General features: G+C 63.7%; 20 protein-coding genes. 10 read left to right on the forward strand and 10 right to left on the reverse strand.

Features of this window, described 5'->3' with window-relative positions; translation table 11 throughout:
- Position 1 precedes the first annotated feature (1 nt).
- From treZ to glmS, 6 genes are all read right to left on the reverse strand, one after another.
- On the reverse strand, positions 2-1,768 hold the full coding sequence (gene treZ / locus AC4EEV_RS04785; protein ID WP_491330251.1) for a malto-oligosyltrehalose trehalohydrolase: 1,767 nt from the start codon (positions 1,766-1,768) through the stop codon (positions 2-4).
- Positions 1,765-4,092 (reverse strand): malto-oligosyltrehalose synthase, encoded by a 2,328-nt coding sequence (gene treY, locus AC4EEV_RS04790; RefSeq protein WP_491330252.1) that lies wholly within the window; start codon positions 4,090-4,092, stop codon positions 1,765-1,767. The genes treZ and treY overlap by 4 nt, the downstream gene beginning before the upstream one ends.
- Entirely contained in the window at positions 4,089-6,395 is a 2,307-nt protein-coding gene (gene glgX / locus AC4EEV_RS04795; protein ID WP_491330253.1) for a glycogen debranching protein GlgX, read from the reverse strand. The genes treY and glgX overlap by 4 nt, the downstream gene beginning before the upstream one ends.
- A gap of 69 nt (positions 6,396-6,464) precedes the next feature.
- Positions 6,465-8,060 carry an NAD(P)H-hydrate dehydratase gene (locus AC4EEV_RS04800; RefSeq protein ID WP_491330254.1) on the reverse strand — a complete coding sequence of 532 codons (1,596 nt, stop codon included), beginning with the start codon at positions 8,058-8,060 and terminating at the stop codon, positions 6,465-6,467.
- Positions 8,061-8,075: 15 nt separating this feature from the next.
- Positions 8,076-8,423 (reverse strand): holo-ACP synthase, encoded by a 348-nt coding sequence (locus tag AC4EEV_RS04805; protein ID WP_018760400.1) that lies wholly within the window; start codon positions 8,421-8,423, stop codon positions 8,076-8,078.
- 155 nt (positions 8,424-8,578) lie between these two features.
- Complete coding sequence (glmS, locus tag AC4EEV_RS04810) at positions 8,579-10,471, reverse strand: glutamine--fructose-6-phosphate transaminase (isomerizing) (protein ID WP_491330255.1); 1,893 nt, start codon at positions 10,469-10,471, stop codon at positions 8,579-8,581.
- A 105-nt stretch (positions 10,472-10,576) separates the two neighbouring features.
- Here glmS and coaA point away from each other — a divergent pair, with 105 nt between their 5' ends.
- From coaA to mscL, 3 genes are all read left to right on the forward strand, one after another.
- Positions 10,577-11,572, forward strand: a complete 996-nt coding sequence (gene coaA / locus AC4EEV_RS04815; protein ID WP_491330256.1) for a type I pantothenate kinase — start codon at positions 10,577-10,579, stop codon at positions 11,570-11,572.
- Positions 11,573-11,577: 5 nt separating this feature from the next.
- Entirely contained in the window at positions 11,578-12,420 is an 843-nt protein-coding gene (locus AC4EEV_RS04820) for a M15 family metallopeptidase (RefSeq protein WP_491330257.1), read from the forward strand.
- A 93-nt stretch (positions 12,421-12,513) separates the two neighbouring features.
- Entirely contained in the window at positions 12,514-12,918 is a 405-nt protein-coding gene (gene mscL, locus AC4EEV_RS04825; protein WP_461840516.1) for a large conductance mechanosensitive channel protein MscL, read from the forward strand.
- Between the two features lie 75 nt (positions 12,919-12,993).
- Here the strand turns inward: mscL and glmM are convergent, their stop codons facing one another.
- Positions 12,994-14,355 (reverse strand): phosphoglucosamine mutase, encoded by a 1,362-nt coding sequence (gene glmM / locus AC4EEV_RS04830; RefSeq protein WP_491330258.1) that lies wholly within the window; start codon positions 14,353-14,355, stop codon positions 12,994-12,996.
- A gap of 84 nt (positions 14,356-14,439) precedes the next feature.
- Positions 14,440-15,573: an acyltransferase family protein gene (locus tag AC4EEV_RS04835; RefSeq protein ID WP_491330259.1), complete on the reverse strand. Its 1,134-nt coding sequence runs from the start codon at positions 15,571-15,573 to the stop codon at positions 14,440-14,442.
- Between the two features lie 294 nt (positions 15,574-15,867).
- On the opposite strand from AC4EEV_RS04835, the gene AC4EEV_RS04840 reads away from it, so the two are divergent.
- Together AC4EEV_RS04840 and AC4EEV_RS04845 are read left to right on the forward strand one after the other, a co-directional pair.
- Positions 15,868-17,103 carry a bifunctional glycosyltransferase family 2/GtrA family protein gene (locus AC4EEV_RS04840; protein ID WP_491330260.1) on the forward strand — a complete coding sequence of 412 codons (1,236 nt, stop codon included), beginning with the start codon at positions 15,868-15,870 and terminating at the stop codon, positions 17,101-17,103.
- A gap of 95 nt (positions 17,104-17,198) precedes the next feature.
- Entirely contained in the window at positions 17,199-19,016 is a 1,818-nt protein-coding gene (locus AC4EEV_RS04845) for a glycosyltransferase family 39 protein (RefSeq protein WP_491330261.1), read from the forward strand.
- A 68-nt stretch (positions 19,017-19,084) separates the two neighbouring features.
- Here the strand turns inward: AC4EEV_RS04845 and rpsI are convergent, their stop codons facing one another.
- Both rpsI and rplM read right to left on the reverse strand, forming a co-directional pair.
- A complete protein-coding gene (gene rpsI, locus AC4EEV_RS04850; protein WP_018760410.1) occupies positions 19,085-19,588 on the reverse strand; it encodes a 30S ribosomal protein S9 in 504 nt (167 codons plus the stop codon).
- 38 nt (positions 19,589-19,626) lie between these two features.
- On the reverse strand, positions 19,627-20,070 hold the full coding sequence (gene rplM, locus AC4EEV_RS04855; RefSeq protein WP_015937805.1) for a 50S ribosomal protein L13: 444 nt from the start codon (positions 20,068-20,070) through the stop codon (positions 19,627-19,629).
- Positions 20,071-20,363: 293 nt separating this feature from the next.
- Here rplM and AC4EEV_RS04860 point away from each other — a divergent pair, with 293 nt between their 5' ends.
- The 5 genes from AC4EEV_RS04860 to AC4EEV_RS04880 all read left to right on the forward strand — a co-directional run bounded on the left by AC4EEV_RS04860 (position 20,364) and on the right by AC4EEV_RS04880 (position 23,353).
- On the forward strand, positions 20,364-21,029 hold the full coding sequence (locus AC4EEV_RS04860; RefSeq protein WP_491330262.1) for a prepilin peptidase: 666 nt from the start codon (positions 20,364-20,366) through the stop codon (positions 21,027-21,029).
- 278 nt (positions 21,030-21,307) lie between these two features.
- On the forward strand, positions 21,308-21,499 hold the full coding sequence (locus AC4EEV_RS04865) for a Flp family type IVb pilin (RefSeq protein ID WP_491330263.1): 192 nt from the start codon (positions 21,308-21,310) through the stop codon (positions 21,497-21,499).
- A gap of 42 nt (positions 21,500-21,541) precedes the next feature.
- Positions 21,542-21,721, forward strand: a complete 180-nt coding sequence (locus tag AC4EEV_RS04870; protein WP_491330264.1) for a Flp family type IVb pilin — start codon at positions 21,542-21,544, stop codon at positions 21,719-21,721.
- Positions 21,722-21,962: 241 nt separating this feature from the next.
- Positions 21,963-22,349 (forward strand): TadE/TadG family type IV pilus assembly protein, encoded by a 387-nt coding sequence (locus AC4EEV_RS04875; protein ID WP_491330265.1) that lies wholly within the window; start codon positions 21,963-21,965, stop codon positions 22,347-22,349.
- Positions 22,346-23,353 (forward strand): pilus assembly protein TadG-related protein, encoded by a 1,008-nt coding sequence (locus tag AC4EEV_RS04880; protein ID WP_491330848.1) that lies wholly within the window; start codon positions 22,346-22,348, stop codon positions 23,351-23,353. Before AC4EEV_RS04875 ends, AC4EEV_RS04880 begins: the two co-directional genes overlap by 4 nt.
- Positions 23,354-23,405: the final 52 nt, after the last annotated feature.

Consider the following 23,405-nt stretch of genomic DNA (forward strand, 5'->3'; position numbering starts at 1 on the left):
CCTAGGACGCGAGGATGGCCGCGCTCCACGGAGCCAAGGCCAGGTAGCCGCCGTCCAGGCCGGTCCCGTCATCCGTGGCCAGCAGGACGTTCCCCGAAGCGTCGAGGCGTACCTTCGCGTCGGTGAAATTCACCAGCACCTCAACGGAACCGCGGCGGAACCGCAGCCAGCCGGCGTCGTCGTCGAACTCCACCTGCGTGCCGTCAAAGCCAAGGCCTGCCAGCTCCGGATGGGAGCGGCGCAGCGCCGTCAGCGACCGGTACAGCTCCAGCAACCGGGCGTGCTCGCCCGTGGTGGCCTCGGCCCAGTCCAGCGTGGACCGGCGGAAGGTTTCCGGGTCCTGCGGATCCGGCACGACGGCGGGATCCCACCCCATGCGCTCGAACTCCCTGATGCGCCCTTCCGCGGTGGCTTTCCCAAGCTCGGGTTCCGGGTGGGAGGTGAAGAACTGCCACGGCGTGGTGGCACCGTATTCCTCGCCCATGAACAGCATGGGCGTGAATGGCGAGGTCAGGGTGAGCACCGCGGCCACGGCCAGTTGTCCGTACGACAGGGACTGCGAGAGCCTGTCCCCCGTGGCCCGGTTGCCGATCTGGTCGTGGTTCTGGTTGCAGACCACCAGTGCCTCCGGGTGCACCAGGGCACCGTTGATAGGCCGCCCGTGGTGCCGGCCTCGGAAGCTGGAGTAGCTGCCGTCGTGCAGGAACCCGTCCTTCAGCACCTTGGCCAGCACGGCCAAGGACTCGAAGTCGGAGTAGTAGCCGGTGGTCTCGCCACTGACATTGACGTGTACCGCGTGGTGGAAGTCGTCGCTCCACTGGCCGGCCAGGCCGTACCCGTTGGCGTCCAGGGGGTAGATCAGGCGCGGATTGTTCAGGTCCGATTCGGCAATGAGGGTCTTGGGCAGCCCGGTTTCAGCCGAGACGGCGTCGCCCAGAGCGCCCAACTCCTCAAGGATGTGGACTGCGCGCTCATCCCGCAGCGCATGCACGGCATCGAGGCGGAGTCCGTCCACGTGGTAGTCGCGCAGCCAGAGGGCCGCGTTGTCCAGGATGTATTCGCGCACCACATCCGAACCTGGCCCGTCCAGGTTCACCGAGTCGCCCCACGTGTTGGCATCGCCCTGCTTCAGGTACGGGCCGAACTTGGGCAGGTAGTTGCCGCTGGGTCCCAGGTGGTTGTACACCACGTCCTGGATGACGCCTAGCCCGGCGGCATGGGCGGCATCCACGAACCGCTGGTACGCGGCCGGCCCGCCGTAGCCCTCGTGCACCGCGTACCACTGGACGCCGTCGTAGCCCCAGTTGTGCGTTCCGTTGAACCCGTTGACCGGCAACAGCTCCACGAAGTCGATGCCCAGGTCCACCAAGTAGCCCAGCTTGTCCACCGCGGCATCCAGGGTTCCTTCGGGAGTAAAGGTGCCCACGTGGAGTTCGTAGATCACGGAACCGTGCAGGTCCTTGCCGCGCCACCCCGTGTCCTGCCACGCGAAGGAGGCAGGATCGTAGGTGCGGGACAGCTTGTGCACACCGGCGGGCAGGCGGCGCGACCTTGGATCCGGGACGGGAGTGGAGTCCCCGTCCAGCAGGTAGCCGTAGTCCACCTCGCCGCCGGCCGGGGCGTCAGGTGCGGTCCACCATCCCTCGGATCCGGGAGCCGTGTCCATTTTCTGCATGGGGTATGCACGGCCATCGGCCTGCAGGACCACCGATGAAGCGTCCGGCGCCCACACATCGAACCGCCCGGGGCCAGCGTTGACGAGCGTCATTCGTTCCCTCCATCCACGGGGACCAGCAGGGCCACCGGGTAGGTGCCCAGCAGCTCGGCCACGGCAACCGGGCCCGGTCCGTAGCCGACGCCCGTCAGTTCGTCGCGCATGGCGGTGGAAAGGTCGACGGCGGTGTCCCGCCAGCCGCCGCCGGCTTCCAGTCCGGCCGGGAGCCGGGTAGCAAGTGCCAGCACACCGGTGGAGGCCTCGGTTCCGCGGGAGAACGCGAGCAGGTGATCTGCTGCGGCCCCGGTGGCGGCCACGGGAGCGTAGCCCTGGAACAGCTCGGGCCGGTCCCGCCGCAGGCGCAACGCCCGCGAGGTGACCAGAAGCTTGCTGGCTTCCGTGCCCGCGGCCGGCAACTGTCCGGCGTCGAGCTTTGCCAGCTCCGCCTGCCGGACAGCAAAGTCCACTGGCCGGCGGTTGTCCGGGTCCGTGAGTGACCGTTCCCAGAACTCGCTGCCCTGGTATACATCCGGCACACCCGGCATGGTCAGCTGGACCAGCTTTGCCGACACCGAATTGGCTGCGGAAAAGGAGTCGATGCGGGCCACGAAGTCCGCGACCACCTTGGCAACCTTCGCGTCGTCGAACACCGCATCCACGGCGGCCTTCACCTTGGACTCGAAGTCCTCGTTGGGATCGGTCCACGTGGTGGAGTTGCCCGCCTCCCGGGCGGCCTTTTCCGCATACCCCTGCAACCGCTCACGGCTGGCGGGCCAGGCGCCGATGATTGCCTGCCACAGCAGGTTCTCGTACGGGCCGTCGGGGATCGGCGCCAGGCCACGCAGCGTGTCCAGCGTTTCCGCCCACTCCCGCGGCAGTTCGGCGATGACCGAGATCCGGGCCCTGGCGTCCTCGCTGCGCTTGGTGTCGTGGGTGGACAGGGTGGTCATGGACAGCGGCAGGTCCTGCTGGCGCCGCTGCATCCGCCGGTGGAATTCCTCCGGGGCCACGGCGAATTCGGTGGGTTCGGCTCCCACCTCGGTCAGGGTGCCCAGCCGGGTGTAGCGGTAGAACGCGGTATCCTCCACGCCCTTGGCCATAACCATGCCGGAGGTCTGCTGGAACCGGATGGCGATGGGGTTGGCAGGGTCCAGGAGCAGCGGGAGGAGGGTGCCCACCGCGACGTCCAGGTCCGGCCGGTGCGCTGCGGCGGATTCGCAGGCTTCCTTGAGGACGTCGGCGCCTACCGGCAGGTAGGACCGGTACACCGGGAAGGATGCGATGATCTCGGCGATGGCGTCGGCTGCCTGGTCCACGCTGAGCCCATACGACCCGGGAACCAGCCGGGCCAGCCGCAGCACCTCCGAACGCAGGATGCCGTCGGCAATCATGCGCTTGGTGCCGCGGATCATGGCTGCATAGTCCGCCGGTTCCGCGGTACCACGCAGACCGGAATCCAGGGCGTCGAGGGCCTGTTGGCCTGCCGGGTCCACGAAGACCCTGTCCACGTCGGCCAGCGCGTCATAACCGGTGGTGCCCTCGCAGGCGAACTCCTGGGGCAGGACTTCACCCGGTTCCAGGATCTTTTCCACCAGGACGTAGGCGCCGCCGCTGAGGTCCTTGAGCCACCGGAGGTAGCCGGCAGGATCCGCGAGGCCATCCGGATGGTCCACACGGAGCCCGTCCACCAGGCCCTCGGTGAACCAGCGGCCTACCTCCGCATGCGCCTGTTCGAAGACGGAAGGTACCTCGACCCGGATCCCGGCGAGGGTGGTCACCGCGAAGAAGCGCCGATAGTTCAGCTCGGCATCGGCACGGCGCCAGTCCATCAATTGGTAGTGCTGGCGGGCGTGGACGTCCTGCGGGGAGTCCCCTTCGGTGTACGTGCCCTCGGCCAGCGGAAACCGGTGGTCGTAGTACCGGAGTTCGCCGTCTTTGACCTCAAGTTTGTCCAGGTCGGCGTCCGATCCCAGTATGGGAAGCCGGACTTTTCCGCCGCCCAGTTCCCAGTCGACGTCGAAGGCTTCGGCGTAAGGGGACTCGCGGCCCTCCTTCAGCAGCGACCACCACCACGGGTTCTGTGGCGGTGAGGCCACGCCCACGTGGTTCGGCACAGTGTCCACCAGGACGCCCATGCCGTGCTCGCGGGCCGCCTTGGAGAGGGCCAGGAGGCCTTCGGGGCCGCCGCGTTCAGGGTCGACGGCAGAGGGGTCGGTTACGTCGTAGCCGTGGTCCGAGCCCTCCTCCGCCGTAAGGATGGGAGACAGATACACCCAGTCCACGCCGAGGTCCTTCAGGTACGGGACCTTCTCTGCGGCGTCGAAGAGGGTGAAGCTGCTCCGGATCTGGAGCCGGTACGTGGAAGTCGGCGTCCTCATTTGTCGGTTGCCTTTGTGGCACCCGTTTCGGTTGCCTTTTCGTCAGCTGCGTCGGCGGCTTCGGTGGCTTCGGTTGCCCGCGCCTCGCTCGCCTCCGCTGCCTTGGTCTGGGCCTCCACCATCTCCCCCTGGGCCTCCTCGTGTTCTGCCATGGAGGCCAGGGACGCGGCTGCCGAGGTATCCACTTCAGTCTCGGGGCCTGAGTAGGCGCGCAGTACCACCATCGACTTGGCATCCAGCGCCAGGGTTGCGCCGGCTTTGAGCGGTTCGTAGGCTTCGGCCTGCGCTGCCGTATCGATCAGGACTTCCCAGTACTGGGAGTATTCGTCCGAGGGCAGGCAGAAGTCCACGACGTCGTCGTGGGCGTTGAACGCCATGATGAAGCTGTCGTCGGTGATGCGGCGGCCGCGTGAATCCTGCTCCTGGATGCCGTCGCCGTTGTAGAACACGCCGATGGTCCGGCCGAAGCCGCTTCCCCAGTCTTCGGGCCGCATCTCGGTGCCGTCGGTCTTCAACCAGACGATGTCCGGGAGCTTTTCGCCCTCACCACGGACTACCGGGCGGCCGTCGAAGAAGCGGCTGCGCCGGAACGTGGGGTGGTCGTGCCGGAGCTTGTTGACGAACGCGGTGAATTCCACCAGCGGCTGGTCCATGGCTTCCCAGTGGATCCAGCTGAGCTCGGAGTCCTGGCAGTAGGTGTTGTTGTTGCCCTGCTGCGTGCGGCCCAGTTCGTCGCCGTGCAGCAGCATGGGCACGCCCTGCGAGAGCATCAGGGTGGCGATGAAGTTCCGCTGCTGCCGGGCCCGCAGGGTCAGGACCTTGTCGTCGTCAGTGTCGCCTTCAACGCCGCAGTTCCAGGACCTGTTGTGCGATTCGCCGTCGTTGTTGCCTTCGCCGTTGGCCTCGTTGTGCTTCTCGTTGTAGGAAACGAGGTCGCGCATGGTGAAGCCGTCGTGGGCGGTGACGAAGTTGATCGACGCCACCGGGCGGCGGGCGGAGCTTTCGTAGAGGTCTGCGGAACCGGTCAGGCGGGATGCGAATTCGCCCAGGGTGGCCGGTTCGCCGCGCCAGAAGTCGCGGACGGTGTCGCGGAACTTACCGTTCCACTCCGTCCACTGCGGCGGGAAGTTGCCCACCTGGTAGCCGCCGGGGCCAACGTCCCACGGCTCGGCGATGAGCTTGACCTGGGAAACGATCGGATCCTGCTGGATGAGTTCGAAGAACGTTGAGAGCTTGTCCACGTCGTAGAACTCGCGGGCCAGGGTGGAGGCGAGGTCGAACCGGAAGCCGTCCACGTGCATCTCGGTGACCCAGTAGCGAAGGGAGTCCATCAGCAGCTGGAGGGAGTGCGGGTGGCGTACGTTCAGCGAGTTGCCCGTGCCGGTGTAGTCCATGTAGTGCTTGAGGTCGTTGTCCACCAGGCGGTAGTAGGCCTGGTTGTCGATGCCCTTGAAGGACAGCGTGGGGCCAAGGTGGTTGCCTTCGGCGGTGTGGTTGTAGACGACGTCGAGGATCACTTCGATGCCGGCCCGGTGCAGGTCGCGGACCATGGCCTTGAACTCCTGGACCTGGTGCCCGACGTCGCCGGTGGCGCTGTAGGTGTTCTGCGGGGCGAAGAACCCGATGGTGTTGTAGCCCCAGTAGTTGTTGAGCCCCTTCTCCACCAGGGTTCCGTCATTGACGAACTGGTGGACCGGCATGAGCTCAATGGCGGTGACGCCAAGCTTCTTCAGGTGCTCAATCACGGCCGGATGCGCCACGCCGGCGTAGGTGCCGCGCTGCTCTTCGGGAATCTCCGGGTGGAGTTCGGTCAGGCCCTTGACGTGGGCTTCGTAGATCACGGACTGGTGGTAGGGAATCCGCAACTGGCGGTCGCCGTCCCATTCGAAGAACGGGTTGATGACCACGCCGTGCATGGTGTGCGGGGCGGAGTCGGCGTCGTTGCGGGAGTCCGGGTCGCCAAACTCGTAGGAAAACAGGGCCGGGTCCCAGTCGATCTGGCCCTGGATGGCCTTGGCGTAAGGATCCATCAGCAGTTTGTTCGGGTTGAAACGGTTCCCGCTGGCGGGGTCGTACGGACCATGGACGCGGTAGCCGTACTTCTGGCCGGGCTGGATGTGCGGCAGGTAGCAGTGCCAAACATAGCCGTCCACCTCGGTCAGTTCGATCCGGGTCTCGGTCAGGTCATCAGCCAGGAGGCAGAGTTCGACCCGCTCGGCCCGCTCGCTGAACAGGGCGAAATTGGTGCCGGTGCCATCAAAGGTCGCTCCCAGCGGATAGGCAGTTCCAGGCCAGACTTCCATCGTGCTCCTCATTTTGTGGTCAGCAGCAGAGGGCATCGGAACGCCCCTGCTGCTGGTGCGAACTAATGCCTACCGTAGTGGTTGGCTGTGACTATTACGTTTCCAGGCTCCATATTTACTAAGCATGCTGACTTTACCCCAAATTTCAGGTATACCCTCCGCGATGCGGGCCGCCGTGACGGGTCCGCCCGCCACGGACTCCGACGCGGCCGTCCCGGCGCGCCCATGCAGCGCGGCTCCGAGTGCGGCCAGGGCTGCCCAGCGGTCGTCGTCGTCCAGGCCCAGCTGGCGGAAAGGTTCGACGGCGGACCCCGCCTGGGCGAGCAGCGCGCCGATGACACCGGCCAGGACGTCCCCGCTCCCGGCGGTGGCCAGCCAAGGGGTGCCGTCCGCCTGGCTGAAGGTCTGGCCGGATGGCGAAGCCACCAGCGTGGTGGCGCCCTTGAGCAGGACGGTGGCACCGGTACGGTCGGCAGCGCGGCGGACAGCGTCGAGGGTACCCGCTTCCACGGCCTCCCGGTCTTCGCCGCCACCGAGCCGCTGGAACAGTGAGGCAAGCTCCCCGGCATGCGGGGTCAGCACCACATGCGGCGCCAGCGTGTCCGGAAGGGCAGGCAAGGCGCCGGCGTCAGCCACGACCGGCAGGCCGGACGTGACGGCATCGCCGGCGCGGGCCAGTTGGTCATGGTCCTTTGGGCCCATGCCGGAGCCCACCAGCCAGGCCTGCACGCGGTTTTCCGCGACGCTCCCCGTGCTGCACACGACCTCGGGGCAGGATTGGCGGACCAGGTGGGCCACTGACGGCGGACCCAGGTACCGGACCATGCCCGCGCCTGCGGCCAGCGCCCCACGGCAGGCGAGGACGGCGGCACCGGGATAGTCCTCAGAGCCGGCCACCACTCCCAGCACACCCCGGGAGTACTTGTGGGCGCGCCGGGCGGGGTGCGGCAGCAGGCCTGCCATCTCGGCGCCTTCAAGTCTGCGCAGGGACGGCTGCGGAAAGTGCTCTTCAATCCCGATCGGTACCACCAGGACGCGGCCTGCATAGTCGGCTCCGGGATCGGCCATAAGCCCGGACTTCGCTCCCCCGAACGTCACCGTCAGGTCCGCCATGAGCACCTCGCCGGCGGTCTCTCCGCTGTCCGCGTCGACGCCGCTGGGGAGGTCGCAGGCCACCACCAGGCCTTGGGCGCGGCCGGCTGTCCGCGCGCCCGCAAGGGCCTGGACGAAGTCTGCGGCGAGTCCCCGAAGGCCGCCCTTGGCGCCGGTTCCCAGAACGGCGTCTATGACGACGTCGGCGCGCGCGGCTTCCGCCGCCAGCTCCGGAAGTGCCTCTTCAGTGAGGCGGTTCACCCGGCCGCCGGCCCGCTCGAATGCACCGAGCCCACCCGGATGGGCGGCATCCCCGGTGAGTACCGCCGTCGTACGCATTCCCCGGGCGGCGAGGAAGGCAGCAGCGTAGAGCCCGTCTCCACCGTTGTTGCCCTTTCCCGCCAGCACCACCACGTTGGCGCCGTACAGGCGGGCACCGCGTGAACGAAGCTCATGGACGACGCCGGTGGCCAGGCCGTGCGCGGCGCGGAGCATGAGTTCCTCTCCGCGCCCGGCGGCGAGGAGGGGTTCTTCGGCTGCGCGGACCTGGGTTCCGGTATAGGCGGTGATCATGCGGCGGCCGCCGGGTCAGCCTTCGGCCAGTACCGTTGCGGTGGCGATGCCGCCGTCGTGGCTGATGGACAGGTGCCAGCGTTTGACGCCCTTGGCCTCGGCAACCGCCAGGACGGTGCCCTTCACCTGGACGGTGGGCCCGTTCTGGTCCAGGCCGATCCAGCAGTCCTGCCAGTTCATTCCGGCGGGCGCGCCGAGGACCTTGGCCACGGCTTCCTTGGCCGCGAACCGGGCAGCCAGGGACCGGGTGTTCAGTTCCCGCTCCGCGGGGACGAACAAGCGGTCCCTCAGCCCGGGTGTGCGCTCCAGCTGGCGGCCGAACCGCTCGATGTCTACTACGTCTACCCCAATGCCAACGATCATGGGCTCATTCTACGGTGGGACCATCCCCCGCACGCCCGGGTGCACCGCCGTTGGCGCGGGTTCTTTCCGTTGTCCGCCGATAGCGCAATTGCGTGGGTTAACGCGGGAAGCCCCGGGCTTGTGGGCCCGGGGCTTCCCGCGTTGGGGAGTCACCGCTACTCGACGGTGACGCTCTTGGCCAGGTTGCGGGGCTGGTCCACGTCGTACCCCTTCGCTGCGGCCAGCTCCGCGGCGAAGATCTGCAGCGGAACGGTGGTCAGCAGCGGCATGAGCAGGGTGGGGGTCTCCGGTACGTAGAAGACATACTCGGCGTAGGCCTTGACGGCTTCGTCGCCTTCCTCGGCGATGACCAGGGTGCGGGCGCCGCGGGCACGGACTTCCTGGATGTTGGAGACCACCTTGGCGTGCAGCGAATCGCGTCCGCGCGGGGACGGAACCACGACGAACACCGGCTGGCCTTCGTCGATCAGGGCGATGGGGCCGTGCTTGAGCTCACCGGCGGCGAAGCCCTCGGCGTGGATGTAGGCGATCTCCTTGAGCTTCAGCGCACCTTCAAGGGCCACCGGGTAACCCACGTGGCGGCCCAGGAAAAGCACGGACTTCTCGTTGGCCATGCTGCGGGCCAGTTCGCGCAGGGGTCCGGCGTTGTCCAGGATCTTCTGGATCTTGGCGGGGATCTTGTTCAGGTCCGCCAGGACGTCCTTGATTTGGCCGGAGAAGATGTTGCCGCGCAGCTGTGCGAGGTACAGGCCAAGGAGGTAGGCGGCGGTGATCTGCGCCAGGAAGGCCTTGGTGGAGGCGACGGCGATTTCCGGCCCGGCGTGCGTGTACAGGACGGCGTCGGATTCACGCGGGATGGTGGAGCCGTTGGTGTTGCAGATGGAGATGGTCTTGGCGCCCTGTTCGCGGGCGTAACGGACCGCCATCAGGGTGTCCATGGTCTCGCCGGACTGGCTGATGGACACCACCAGGGTGTTCTCGTCCAGGATGGGATCGCGGTAGCGGAACTCGTGTGCCAGTTCCACCTCGGTGGGAATCCGGCACCAGTTCTCGATGGCGTACTTGGCCACCATCCCCGCATAGGCGGCGGTGCCGCAGGCCAGGACAATGATCTTGTTGACCTGCTTGAGCAGCTCCGGATCGATCCGCACCTCGTCCAGCGTCAGTTTGCCCTTGATGTCCGAGCGTCCCAGCAGGGTCTGTGCCACGGCGTCGGGCTGGTCGTTGATCTCTTTCTCCATGAAGGAGGAGAAGCCGCCCTTTTCCGCCGAGGCCGGGTCCCAGTCAACGTGGTACTCCTTGCCCTGGGCCGGGTTGCCGTAGAAGTCGGTGATGTCCACCGAGTCCGCGGTGATGGTCACGATCTGGTCCTGGCCCAGCTCCACGGCCCGGCGGGTGTAGTCGATGAACCCGGACACGTCCGAGCCCAGGAAGTTCTCGCCGTCGCCCAGGCCCACCACCAGCGGTGAGTTGCGGCGGGCGGCCACGACGACGTCGGGCTGGTCCGCGTGCACGGCCAGCAAGGTGAAGGCGCCTTCGAGGCGCTGGCAGGCCAGCTCCATGGCGTGGGTCAGTCCGCCGTTCGCGGTGTCCCCGCCCAGCTTGTTCCGGAGAATGTCGGCCAGGAGTGCAGCGGCCACCTCGGTGTCCGTTTCGGAGAGGAAGGTGACGCCCTTTTCCAGCAGCTCGAGCTTGAGCTCAGCGAAGTTCTCGATGATGCCGTTGTGGATCACGGCCAGCTTGCCGCCGTCCGCCAGGTGCGGGTGCGCGTTGCGGTCCGTGGGACCGCCGTGCGTCGCCCAGCGGGTGTGCCCGATCCCGGTCACCGTCTCGGGCAGCGGGCGCGCCTCAAGCTCAGCGATCAGGTTGCTCAGCTTTCCGGACTTTTTCCGCGACTCGATGGCGCCCTCGGACACCACTGCCACACCGGCGGAGTCATAACCGCGGTACTCCAGGCGGCGGAGCCCCTCAAGGACAACGTCCAACGCGCTGTGACCATTAATTGCACCGTCGGTCGAACGGCCTACGTAACCCACGATTCCACACATAGGCACAAGACTATCGGCAGCGTGCCGGTTGCTCTAAACCGGTAAGCGCCGCCGCACGGCCCACGTGACGCAGCTCGCCGCGCTGAGCAGGGGCGTCATTTCGCGATGCGCCGGGCGGGGGGCAGAATCTTTAGCGTGACTTCGCAACGCAATGAAGCGAACGGGGAGGGTGCCTCTCCGTTCGTGGAGCTGGACCGGCATACCTGGTCCCGGCTCGCAGCCCAGATGGAACAGCCCCTTAACGAAGAGGATGTGCTGCGCCTTCGCGGGCTCGGCGACCCCTTGGACATGAACGAAGTCCGCGACGTCTACCTCCCCCTCTCGCGGCTCCTGCACCTGTATGTGGAGGCAGCCGGGCAGCTGCATGCAGCCACCACCACCTTCCTGGGTGAGCAGACCCAGCGCACGCCGTTCGTGATCGGGGTGGCCGGTTCCGTCGCGGTAGGCAAGTCCACCATCGCCCGCGTGCTGCGCGAGATGCTGCGCCGCTGGCCCGGTACCCCCAATGTTGAACTGATCACCACCGACGGTTTCCTGTATCCGCTTGCTGAACTGAAGCGCCGGCAACTGCTGGACCGGAAGGGGTTCCCCGAGTCCTACGACCGCCGGGCGCTCCTGCGCTTCGTGAGCGAAATCAAGGGCGGGGCCGAGGAAGTGCGGGCCCCCTGGTACTCGCACGTCACCTACGACATCGTGCCGGAAAAAGAAGTGGTGGTGCGCCGGCCGGACGTGCTGATCGTGGAGGGCCTGAACGTGCTGGCCCCGGCCCGGCCCCGGCATGACGGACGCCAGGGGCTGGCGCTGAGTGACTTCTTCGACTTCTCCATCTATGTCGACGCCAAGACCTCCTACATCGAGGAGTGGTACGTGGACCGGTTCCGGAAGCTTCGGAGCACCGCGTTCGCGCAGCCGGAGTCCTACTTCCACCGTTACGCCACCCTCTCCGATGAGGAAGCCGAGAGCACCGCGCGGGACATCTGGAAGCGGATCAATGAGCCCAACCTGGAGGAAAACGTCCTGCCCACCAGGGGCCGGGCGCAACTGGTGCTGACCAAAGAGGCCGACCATTCCATCCGCCGCATGCTCCTCCGGAAGGTCTAGCACACGTGTGCTACGAATGCGGATCGGCCACGCGCCGCAGCTTTGCCCGCTTCCTCGCGGCGGGGGCCGGGCTGGCGGTCCTGGCAGCCTGTACGCCCGCGGCACCTCCGGCTGCGCCGTCGTCGTCCGCTGCGCCTTCCGCACCCCCCTCCCCTGCCGCCACCACGACGCCGGATGTGGCCACCGTGGGCCAGTCGCCGGAAGCACAGTCCCCCACACCGTCGCCCTCGGCCACGCTGGCGCGGCAGTTCTCGCTGGACGACCCCGCAAGCCAGTGGGTCATCGTAAACAAGCACCGGCCGCTGGCGCCCGCGGACTATGCGCCGGCTGACTTGGTGCGTCCCGCCGTCGCCATTTCCGCCTCGGGTGAAGCGGCCCTGCTGAACAGCACGACGGCGGCAGCGGCCGAGGCGATGTTCGCGACTGCGGCGCGGGATGGCGTGGCGATGGTCCTGGCCAGCGGCTACCGCTCGTACAGCACCCAGGTGACCACCTACAACGGGTACGTCGCCGCGCGGGGACAGGCCGACGCCGACACCGCCAGTGCGCGGCCCGGCCACTCGGAGCACCAGACGGGTTGGGCGTTCGACATCGGGGACGGCGGCGGGGCCTGCAGCTTCCAGCCGTGCTTCGCGGAGCAGCCGGCGGCCACCTGGGCGAAAGCGAACGCCTACCGGTACGGCTTCGTCGTGCGGTATCCGTGGATGCTGCACCCCATCACGGGCTACTACTACGAGCCCTGGCACCTTCGGTTCGTGGGGGTTGAGGCGGCCACGGACATGGCGAAGCGCGGCATCGGCACACTGGAGGAATACTTCGGACTGGAGGCGGCACCCGCCTACCTGTGAGGGGCCGAGCAGGCTCTTCCCGGGCCTGACACGCGTGGGGAATTTACCTCGGCGTCATCTGGCGGGCCGCCTACCTGGGCTAGCGTGGTTCCCATGCTGACAGGATTCAAGAATTTCATCATGAAAGGCAACGTCGTTGACCTTGCCGTCGCTGTTGTCATGGGTACTGCCTTCGGCGCGGTTGTCACCGCACTGGTGAACAAGGTGCTCATGCCGTTCATCGCAGGACTTGTGGGATCCCCGAACTTTGACAGCTTTGCCCGGTGGGACTTCAGGGGAAACGCCGTGGAGTTCGGCGTGCTGCTGACCGCAATCGTCAACTTCCTGCTGATTGCGGGTGCCATCTACTTTGTGGTGGTCATGCCCATGAACCACATGATCGAACGGCGCAACCGCCGGCTGGGGATCAACCAGGGCGTGAAGGAAGAAGCCGCCGAAGACCCGCAGATCGCGCTGCTGACCGAGATCCGCGATTCCCTCCAGAGCCGGAACCCGTAACGCCCTAATGCCGCCTGAACATTTGTGGCCCGTCTCCCTTCCGGGAGGCGGGCCACATTTGGTTGGTCTTGCTAGTTAGTCGGAGACGAGTTCCAGGGCGAGTTCCGCCCGGACCACCTGTGCCAGGTGCTCGGCGATGGACTGGGCGGTTTCCTCGTCAGCGGCCTCGACCATCACCCGGACAACGGGTTCGGTTCCGGAAGGCCGGAGGAGGACACGGCCGGTATCGCCGAGCGCCGCTTCCGCCGCCCCCACCGCTTGGGCCAGCACGTCGTTGCTGCCAACCTTGCTGCGGTCCACACCCTTGACGTTGATGAGGACCTGCGGGAGCTTGGTCATCACCGTGGCCAACTCCTTGAGCGGCTTCCCGGTGAGGGCCACCTGTGCGGCAAGCTGCAGGCCGGTGAGGAGGCCGTCACCGGTGGTGGCGTAGTCGGAGAAGATCACGTGGCCGGACTGTTCGCCGCCGAGGTTGTAGCCGCCGTCGCGCATGCCTTCGAGGACGTAGCGGTCCCCCACTGCCGTCTCCATGATGGTGATGCCGGCGTCGCGGAGGGCGAGCTTGAGTCCCAGGTTGCTCATCACCGTGGCCACCAGGACGTCGTCCTTGAGTTTCCCGGACTTCTTGAGCGCCACCGCGAGGATGGCCATGATCTGGTCGCCGTCCACTTCGTTGCCTTCGTGGTCAACGGCAAGGCAGCGGTCGGCGTCGCCGTCGTGGGCAATTCCCAGGTCCGCGCCGTGCTTGATCACGGCTTCCTTGAGGGGTCCCAGGTGGGTGGAGCCGACGCCGTCATTGATGTTCAGTCCGTCGGGATCTGCGCCGATGACGATGAGGCGCGCGCCGGCGTCCTTGAAAAGCTGGGGTGAGCATCCGCTGGCGGCGCCGTTGGCGCAGTCGAGGACAACCGTGAGGCCGTCCAGGCGGTGCGGCAGCGTACGCAGGAGGTGGACGATGTAGCGGTCCTCCGCGTCGGAGAAGCGCTGGATGCGGCCAATATCGGCTCCGGTGGGCCGGACGGCTTCCTTGCTCATTTGGGCTTCGATGGCGTCTTCGACCTCGTCCGGCAGCTTTTGGCCGCCGCGGGCGAAGAACTTGATTCCGTTGTCCGGCGCCGGGTTGTGGGACGCGGAAATCATGACGCCGAAGTCCGCATCGAGGTCCGCTACGAGGTAGGCCGCCGCCGGAGTGGGCAGCACACCCGCGTCGTAGACGTCGATGCCCGAGCTGGAGAGTCCGGCTTCCACTGCGGCGGCGATAAATTCGCCGCTGGCGCGCGGGTCGCGTGCCAGCACCGCGCGCGGGCGGGAGCCGTTGGAGTTGCGGTCATGGCCGAGCACGACGGCGGCCGCCTGGGCCAGCTGCAGGGCCAGCTCAGCTGTCAGCAAGCCGTTGGCCAACCCCCGGACACCATCAGTTCCAAATAATCTAGACACCGGTCAAGTGTAGAGGATGGGGCGTGGGGCTTTGGGGGCGGGTCCTTACGCACACGTATCCGTGTACTTAATCCTGGAAGTACCCTACGCAGGCGCAACGGTCTTTGCCGTTTCACCGGACGTTCCCGCTATCCGTCTTCCGACCCGAACGGCAAACTCCTGGCTGGGGTTCTCGATGAGCCGGTAAAACACTTCGGCGGCTAGCAACGAAGATGGCACGCCGAGAAGGGCAATGTGGAGGCTGTTCCCAGTGTGCAATGCAAAGGCCCAGGAGACCACTATTGGCTCGTGGACGAGATAGAGGCTGAATGATCGGGACCCCAGCCAATGGAACAGCCGGCGATCAGTCCATACCTTTACTGAGCCCTGTCCGAAAAAGATGAACACCACCAAGGCTGCCCCCAGCACGCTGGCCGACATTGTCCCGGGCATGCCCGGGAACAGCCAACGGGATGACAGCAGGAGAAGTGATGCAGCAATCAGCAGGCGCCAACTCCAAGGGCCAAGGCTGTCAGCCCACCTTTCAAGTTCGTCTCGGTGTCTTGCCATCAGGACACCGATTCCGAAGATCGGGAGACAGGCGAGCGCAGCCGAACCGGCAATCTCACCTGCGGCAACGACGGCCAAGAGCATCCCAATCGCCGGCAGCCACAGGCGTTTCAAGCAAATTGCGGCGACCCAATAAAGCGGGAGCGAAAGCGAAAAGACCAACTCCCACCGCAGCGACCAGAGTGGGGAATTCAGTTGGCCGGTCCCCAGAACCAGCAACATGTCCCTTATGGGATAGGCGATTTCATCGTGCCCGTTCAGCCAGGAACTCAAGTCCTGGCCAGCCGTTCTCGGCGACACCCAGGCTGCTCCCTGTGCGAAAACAATCGATGCCCACACCGGTAAATAGATTCTCAAGGCGCGCTTCGCGTAATACGGTCCCCAACCCGGCGTGTTATTCCCGAAGAATGGGAGAGCCAGTACGAATCCGGAAAGAACGAAGAAAACAAAGACTGCATCCTGTCCCGCCCAGAGCAGCCGGAGGGGCGTCGAGCCGAGCCACCAAACCCATCCATCCGGGGATGTGGGCACCCCGCCGGAGTCTGTTAGGGCAAGCCCGGGAGAACTCAGGAAGCAATGATGTAACAGCACTACCACGGCGGCAACACCACGCAACGCATCCAATGCGATGTAGCGCGAAGATCGATTCTGGTTCTTGGGCCCACCCATGGGCCTGAACCTATCGATCCTGCCTGCCTTAGCACCCGAGTAGTGGATACCTGTTTCCAGAGGTGCTTGTATCCAAGTTTCGAAAAGGCTCCGCCCCACCAATTTCCGCGGAACCGGGTCAAGAAGGGCCGCTGCACAGACCCTGAAGCATGCCGGGACGCCTTACCTGCAGGATTTGCGGACTACCTGCCAGTCGATCCGATTTCGTTGGGGACTACTTGCCTTCTTTCAGTAAGTACCTGTCTTTGGCCCAGAACCTCGCCACCAATGGTCGGGCGCTCCTACGATCCATGCATGACACCTGGCTATGGGGGCTTGGCGCTCGAAATTGTAGTACCTGTCTTCAATGAGGAGGCGGTACTGGAGAAGAGCATCCGACGGCTCACCGAATACCTGACGAACGAGATGACGGCGACGTGGAAAGTAACGATTGCCGACAACGCAAGCACGGACCGAACCTCGGTGATCGCCACCCGGCTCAGCGAGTGCATGCCGAACGTGGCTTATCGGCGTCTTGATGTGAAAGGCCGCGGGCATGCACTCAGGGATGCTTGGAGCGCCTCTGACGCCAAGGTCCTCGCATACTTGGACGTCGACCTGTCGACTGACCTCGCGGCTCTTCCTCCATTGGTTGCCCCGCTCTTATCAGGTCATTCGGACATTTCAATCGGTACCCGGCTCGGTCAAGGTTCCCGGGTGAGTCGTGGTCCGAAACGCGAGTTCATTTCGCGGACTTACAACTTCCTGCTGCATCAGACGATGCGGGTGCGTTTTTCCGACGCCCAGTGTGGATTCAAAGCGATTCGGGCAGACGTGGCGAAACGACTGCTTCCGCACGTTGAGGACAACTGCTGGTTCTTCGACACTGAACTGCTCATTATTGCTGAGCGTTCGGGGCTGCGAATCCACGAGATACCGGTGGACTGGGTGGACGACCCCGACAGTCGGGTGGACATTGTGCAGACAGTCACAGATGATCTCCGTGGAATGGTCCGCGTGGCCGGCTCGCTGGTCAAGGGGGCAATTCCCGTTCAGGCAATCTACGCAGAACTGGGTCGTCGCCCGATGGCCGCACCTGGACGCCCGAGCTTTTTTGGCCAAGTACTCCGATTTGGCCTGGTTGGAGCCGTGTCCACGTTGGCATTCGCACTCCTCTATCTGGTTCTTCAGGGACCTTTTGGGGCGCAGGAAGCGAATTTCCTGTCCCTCTTGCTGACAGCAGTTGGTAATACCGCAGCCAACCGAAAGTTCACTTTTGGTATTAGCGGACCGACAAGGCTATTCACGCAGCAATTCCAAGGGCTGGTTGTCTTCCTTTTGGCGTGGACAATTACTTCATCTTCGCTTCTTGTACTGCACGCAATGAATGCCGATGCATTACCCGGCCTGGAACTCCTGGTGCTCACTGCGGCGAATATTTTCGCAACGCTCTTAAGGTTCGTAGCACTCCGGCTTTGGGTATTCCGGGAGCGGGACAGCAAGAAGGCGTCTCTCGGGTCCTTGCGTCCGGCCGGAGGGGCCCTCCGATGACAAAGGCGGACATACAGCCACTCGTTGTCCGTTCCTCCAGTACCGCGGGTCCAGGGACGAAAGATCCTTCCACGGAGCGGTTCGGAAATCGCGAGTTGTGGGAACGCACGGCCCTTTGGTCTTTGCTGGCCGTTGCTGCTGTTTTTTACCTTTTCGGCCTCGACCGGAACGGCTGGGCCAACTCCTACTACTCAGCCGCGGTTATGTCCGGAGCCCAGGACTGGACCGCTTTCCTTTTCGGCAGCTCCGATGCGGCAAATGCGATCACCGTAGACAAGCCGCCACTGAGCCTTTGGATTATGTCGCTGTCCGTCCGGCTGTTCGGCCTCAGTTCTTGGAGCATCCTCGTTCCGCAGGCCCTTATGGGAGTTGCAAGCGTCTATCTGCTTTTTCGAACGGTTCGCACCTACACCGATGCCAAAACGGGCCTTCTTGCGGGTGCTTTCCTGGCGGTCACTCCGGTCGGGACGGTGATGTTCCGCTACAACAATCCCGATGCCCTGCTCTGCCTGCTGATGATCGGCATTGCTTGGTCCACCTTGGAGTCCATTAGACGATCGAAGCTGCGCTGGCTCATGCTTACGGGGGTATTGATCGGTGCAGCCCTGCTGACCAAACAACTGCAGGTCGGGCTGATTCTTCCAGCGGTAACCCTGGCATATCTTGCCTACGCATCGGGTGCGCCTTGGCGCCGGCTGGCCCGCCTTGTCCTTGCGGCGGCAGTCTCGCTGGTAAGTGGCGGGTGGTGGTTCCTGCTAATTCAGCTGACCGATCCGTCAGAGCGGCCCTTCGTGGGCGGGACCAGACTCAATAACGTCGTTGAGCTGACGCTCGGCTATAACGGATTGGACAGGCTGACAGGGGCTGATGCAAGCCGGACGATGTCGCCAGATACCCAGGCCCTTGCCGAGCAGCTGGACGGAGGCTTTCAGCGTTTTCTTCAACCGCAATTCTCCGGACAGTTCGGCTGGTTCCTACCGTTCGCTTTAACCGGTTTGGGCATTGCCATCTACACCATTTGGCAACGGCGCGAAGACCGAAGCAGGCGGGTGTTCCTGCTGTTCATGGTGCTCTGGTTTGCCTGCTCAGCGACGGTGCTCGCCTTCATGTCTGGAATCGTTCACCCCTACTATTCGTTGGCCGTGGTTCCCTCGCTCTGTGCCTTGGCCGCTGTCGGTTTCACGAAGCTCGCACGGTGGCGTACCGGCTGGAAACAGCGACTGGTTCTTGCCGCAACACTTCTCTCAACGATGGTGATGGTGTTTGCTACCGCTTCGCGCTCCACCGCAGACTTTCCGGGCCTGCCCCAGATATTTCTAGGGTTGTGGGCAATAGTTGCAGCCCTGCAACTGGTCCCAGGACGCAATCCAGTCCAAACGCTGTCATCCGCTCTGCTGCTCTTCGCACTCATGAGCGGACCGGTCATCTGGTCCGTGAACACAATCCTGAGCCCACATGTTGGGGCTGGAGTAGTAGCAGGGCCCAGTCTCCTGGGCATCCGTACCGATCATCCTGACAGACAGCAATTGGGACCTACAGTGCCGCCGAGCTTTATCGCCGTGATGTTCGGGGACATCCCGAACGCATCCGTACTCCGCAGGCTGGAGAGCACAAAAACCACCACCACATGGGTAACGGCCACCGTTGGCTCAGAGTCGGCCGCAAATTACCAGCTTCAACTGCGGCGCCCTGTGCTGGCCATTGGAGGCTTTGACGGCACGGACCCATTCCCAACCCTCGATCAATTCACAACGATGGTCGCCGATAAGAAAGTAGGTTCGCTAACAATCCAGAATCTGCCGCCCCTGACTCTCGAGGGCCGTGGGGAGTCTGCGCGGATTGTCGATTGGGTACGCGCAAGGTTTCCCAAGGAGACCCTCGATGGAGCGGAATTTTACGACTTCACCAAGTAGCGAAGGAGGGCCGGCACGCAAAAAGCCCGCCCCACCAAAAGGTGGGACGGGCTTCTGTGCAAGCGGATTTAGCGCTTGGAGTACTGCTGGGCCTTGCGGGCCTTCTTGAGACCGGCCTTCTTACGCTCGATGACACGGGCGTCGCGGGACAGGTAACCGGCCTTCTTCAGGGTCGGGCGGTTGTTCTCGACGTCGATCTCGTTCAGCGAACGAGCGATGCCGAGACGCAGGGCGCCTGCCTGGCCGGAGATGCCGCCACCGTGGATACGGGCGATGACGTCGTAGGCGCCTTCGAGATCAAGGATCTTGAAGGGCTCGTTGACGTCCTGCTGGTGCAGCTTGTTCGGGAAGTAGTTCGCCAGCTCGCGGCCGTTGATGGTCCACTTGCCGGAGCCGGGCACAACGCGCACGCGTGCAACGGCTTCCTTGCGGCGGCCAACAGCTGCGCCGGCAACCGTCAGGGCCGGGCGTTCCTTCTTGGGAGCAGCTTCGGAAGCTGAGCTCTCAGAGGTGTAGCTGGTCAGGTTTTCCTCGGCCTCGACGGCCTCGGTGGTCTCTTCGTTCTGAGCCACGATTCTCCTTGTATAGATAAGTTGTTTGGTGGCCAGGACTACTGGGCGACCTGGGTGATTTCGAAAGTCTTGGGCTGCTGGGCGGCGTGCGGGTGCTCAGCACCGCGGTACACCTTCAGCTTGCCCAGCTGCTGTGCAGCGAGGGAGTTCTTGGGGAGCATGCCCTTGATGGCCTTCTCAACGGCGCGGACCGGGTTGGATTCCAGCAGTTCCGCGTAGTTGACGGAGGTCAGGCCGCCCGGGTAGCCGGAGTGGCGGTATGCGCGCTTCTGCTCCAGCTTGGCGCCGGTGAGGGCAACCTTTTCAGCGTTGATGATGATGACGAAGTCGCCCATGTCCATGTGGGACGCGAAAGTGGCCTTGTGCTTGCCGCGCAGCAGGATTGCGGTCTGGCTTGCAAGACGACCAAGGACAACGTCGGTGGCGTCAATGACGTGCCACTGGCGGTTGATATCGCCGGGCTTCGGGGTGTACGTACGCACGGTGTTTGCCTCGTTCTTGTTCTGGCGTTCTTGTTTAGGTGTCGCTAGCTCGCGCACCTACTGTCTGCGCGCTACCGGAACAGAGGTGAGGGCTCCATGTAACCAGTCATCCTGAAGTTCCGAATGTGCACGTTGAGTAGTTATCCTGCAACCGGATTCTCAAGCGGGCACGCACCATCGGAATAGGACACGCACAACGACTACCTAGATTAGCGCGTCAGGTGGTTCAGGGTCAAAATGGGGTAGCGGCGGTTGGCTCGTCATGCGCCAACCCCATCAACGCAGGGGGCGCAGTGGTATCAGCAGAGGGCGGAGGCTCGGCGGCTTGGCTCCTTGTCGTTGCCATAGGCCTGTTGGGGTGTTTCCTCTCCCCCGCAGCTGAGATCCTGATTGCGCGGCTGCTGCCGCGACTGGGTGCGCTGCCGGCGCCGCGGGTTCGGATGACGACGGCGGCCGTCACCGGTGCCGCGTGCGTCGCCTTCGTCTTGCGCTTTGGAAATATGCCAGGCCTGCCGGCACTAATCCTCTTGGCAGTGATAGGTGTTCAACTTTCCAGGGTGGACATCGTTCTGCATTTATTGCCCAACCAGCTCGTATTTTTTCTTTTAGTCGCTGGCATTGTCCTGTTGGCAGCTCCGCTGATATTTAGTCAGCAAGCTGACGATTTCATCAGAGCTCTCGTTGGCGCGGTCATTTTGTTCGCCGCCTACCTTATTTTGGCGTTGATTTCGCCTGGCGGCATCGGAATGGGCGATGTGAAGCTGGCCGCGCCCGTCGGCCTTTACCTGGGGTACCTAGGTTGGAGCCAGCTGCTCTACGGCAGCCTTTTGGGCTTCATCGTGAACGGAATCACAACAGCAGTGCTCCTCGGTGGAAAACGCCGGAATATGGCCAAGGAAGTGCCCCACGGCCCCGCCATGCTTGGCGCCTTGGCCCTCACTGCACTGCTCATCCAGTAGCGCGAACTGCAGCCGAGAGACTCCTTGCGCTCGATTTGAAGCACGCCCATCCAAGTAGTCGCTGGAGCAGGCTGATCGCGCCCTAGGTACCTTTCCGAGTATTCGAGTACGTCCTTTCAGTGCGCCGCCTAAAAGTCGAGTACCACTACGCATTGTTGCCCATCGGCGTAAATGACAATCTCTTCTTAGCGAAGTCCAGCCGCTAAGGATTTATGGGGGCAGCTGGAAATTCGTTGAAATAAACATCAATTCAATTTCACCGAATTAAGGAAAATACAATGACTTCTCTCATGGTCTCGATGATGGCTTTCGTCGCCGGCGTCAAGGATCGCTTCTCTTCCGAAAAGGGCGCAACGGCTGTTGAATACGGCCTCCTTGTTGCCCTGATCGCCGCCGTCATCGTGGTGGTCGTGGCCGCCCTCGGCGGTCAGATCAACACCGCATTCACCAAGATCTCCGGCCAGCTGTAACGAGCAGAACCACTGCGAGGGGGGAACAAAATGTCGGCTCTCATGATCTCGTTTATCTCTCTGGTTACAGGCGTCAAAAACCGCCTGGAGTCAGAGAAGGGCGCTACGGCTGTTGAGTACGGACTCCTGGTGGCTCTTATTGCTGCCGTGATCATCGTCGTGGTGGCTGCCCTGGGCGGCCAGATCAACACCGCATTCAATACCGTTTCAGGCCAGCTCTAAAGCAGATCTGACAACGAGGAGCCCAGGGGCGAGACGAATAAGACGCAGTCAACGTTCGTCCCCGCTCCTGGGCTCCTTTCTTCTTAGTCAAGCAGCCTTATCCCGCACGTTCTACGTGTTGCTACGAATCACATAAGACTCGCCGGCGTCCTGGCACCGGCCTTCCAGAATCCTGGTCATCATCATGAAGTCCCTTCTTCAGCGCAGATCGCGTCCTCGAAGTGCGAGGGAGGCCGGCGCAGTGGCAGTCGAGTTCGCTTTGGTCCTGCCAATCTTCTTGGTTCTCGTCCTCGGTATCGCGGAGATGGGACGAGCATTCAATATTCAGGTGTCACTGAGCGAAGCTGCCCGTCAAGCGTCCCGCTACGCGGCCGTTCATTGTTCAGAGGCCGGCTACGCGCCGTCCAACGCTCAAGCTGCCGGCGTGGCAGCGGCTCCTTCTGTGGCCCTCACGAACGCAAACATCGCTATCGCTTACACGGGAACCGGCAGTTGCGCCGACGGGAATGACGTCTCCGTGAACGTCAGCTACACCACCCCCTGGATGACCGGCTTTCCCAATCTCATTCCTGGAATGCCGGCCAGCCTTACCATCCAAGGCAAAGGAGTAATGCGGTGCGGCGCATGAAGACAAGACACTCCGAGCGTGGAGTCGTCGCACCACTGACAGCACTGATCATGGTGTTCCTGATGGGAATGGCGGCGTTCGCAGTTGATGTTGCCACCATGTATTCCGAGCACGCGCAACTCCAAAATGGCGCCGATGCCTCGGCGCTGGCCATTGCCAACCAGTGCTCGAAAGCCGCAACCCCGTGTGCTTCGAACCAAGTGTCCGCAGCGTCTGGATATGCGAACGGGAATGCTTTGGACGCCCACAGCAATGTCGTCAGCGCCGTGGCCGATGCTGTTGCAAAGACAGTGGATGTCACAGTGCAGTCCCAGGCCCCCGACGGAAGCAATCATTTCTCGCTTCAGTTCGCAAGGGTGATTGGAATTCCGACGGCCGATATCAGCGCTTCAGCACGCGCTACCTGGGGTTATCCGAGCAACGGCAGCGGATTCCCGCTCGCATTCTCGCAAAGCTGCTGGAACCTGGGTCCAGCGACGCCAACCGGGGGTGACGTCCAGAAGATCACGTGGAAGCCGGGGACGCCGTCATGTACAAACGCCTCAGGTCTGACCATTCCTGGTGGTTGGGGCTGGCTGGATGACGCTTCAAGCGATCCATGCACAGCCGTCACCTCAGTGGGCAACTTCACCAGCAGCAACCCCGGCAACAACCCACCGACGACCTGTCAAACAGTCCTTCAAGGGTGGAAAGACACGCTCCTCGCAGGTGGGACGGTGAAGGCGACGTTCCCCATCTTTGACACGGCATCAGGCAGCGGGAACACGGGCGTATTTCACATTGTCGGATACGCAACATTCAGCATCAAGGGTTGGCATTTCGGAAATGCCGCAGGCCCATACGAATTCCGCGACACTTCGACGGACCCTGGCATGAACGCCAACTTGGCCTGTTCGAGTGGAAATGACCGCTGCATCATCGGCCAGTTTGTCGAATACAAAACCTCGACCGGAGGTTCAGGCGGATCAAACTTTGGCACCTCAAGTGTCTCACTCTCCAAATAGGAACCAAGTTAGGAGTTACATTGAAAACTCGCCTTCTGGGAGGCATCGTTGC

The sequence above is a fragment of the Pseudarthrobacter sp. MOO14 genome, assembly GCF_058267675.1.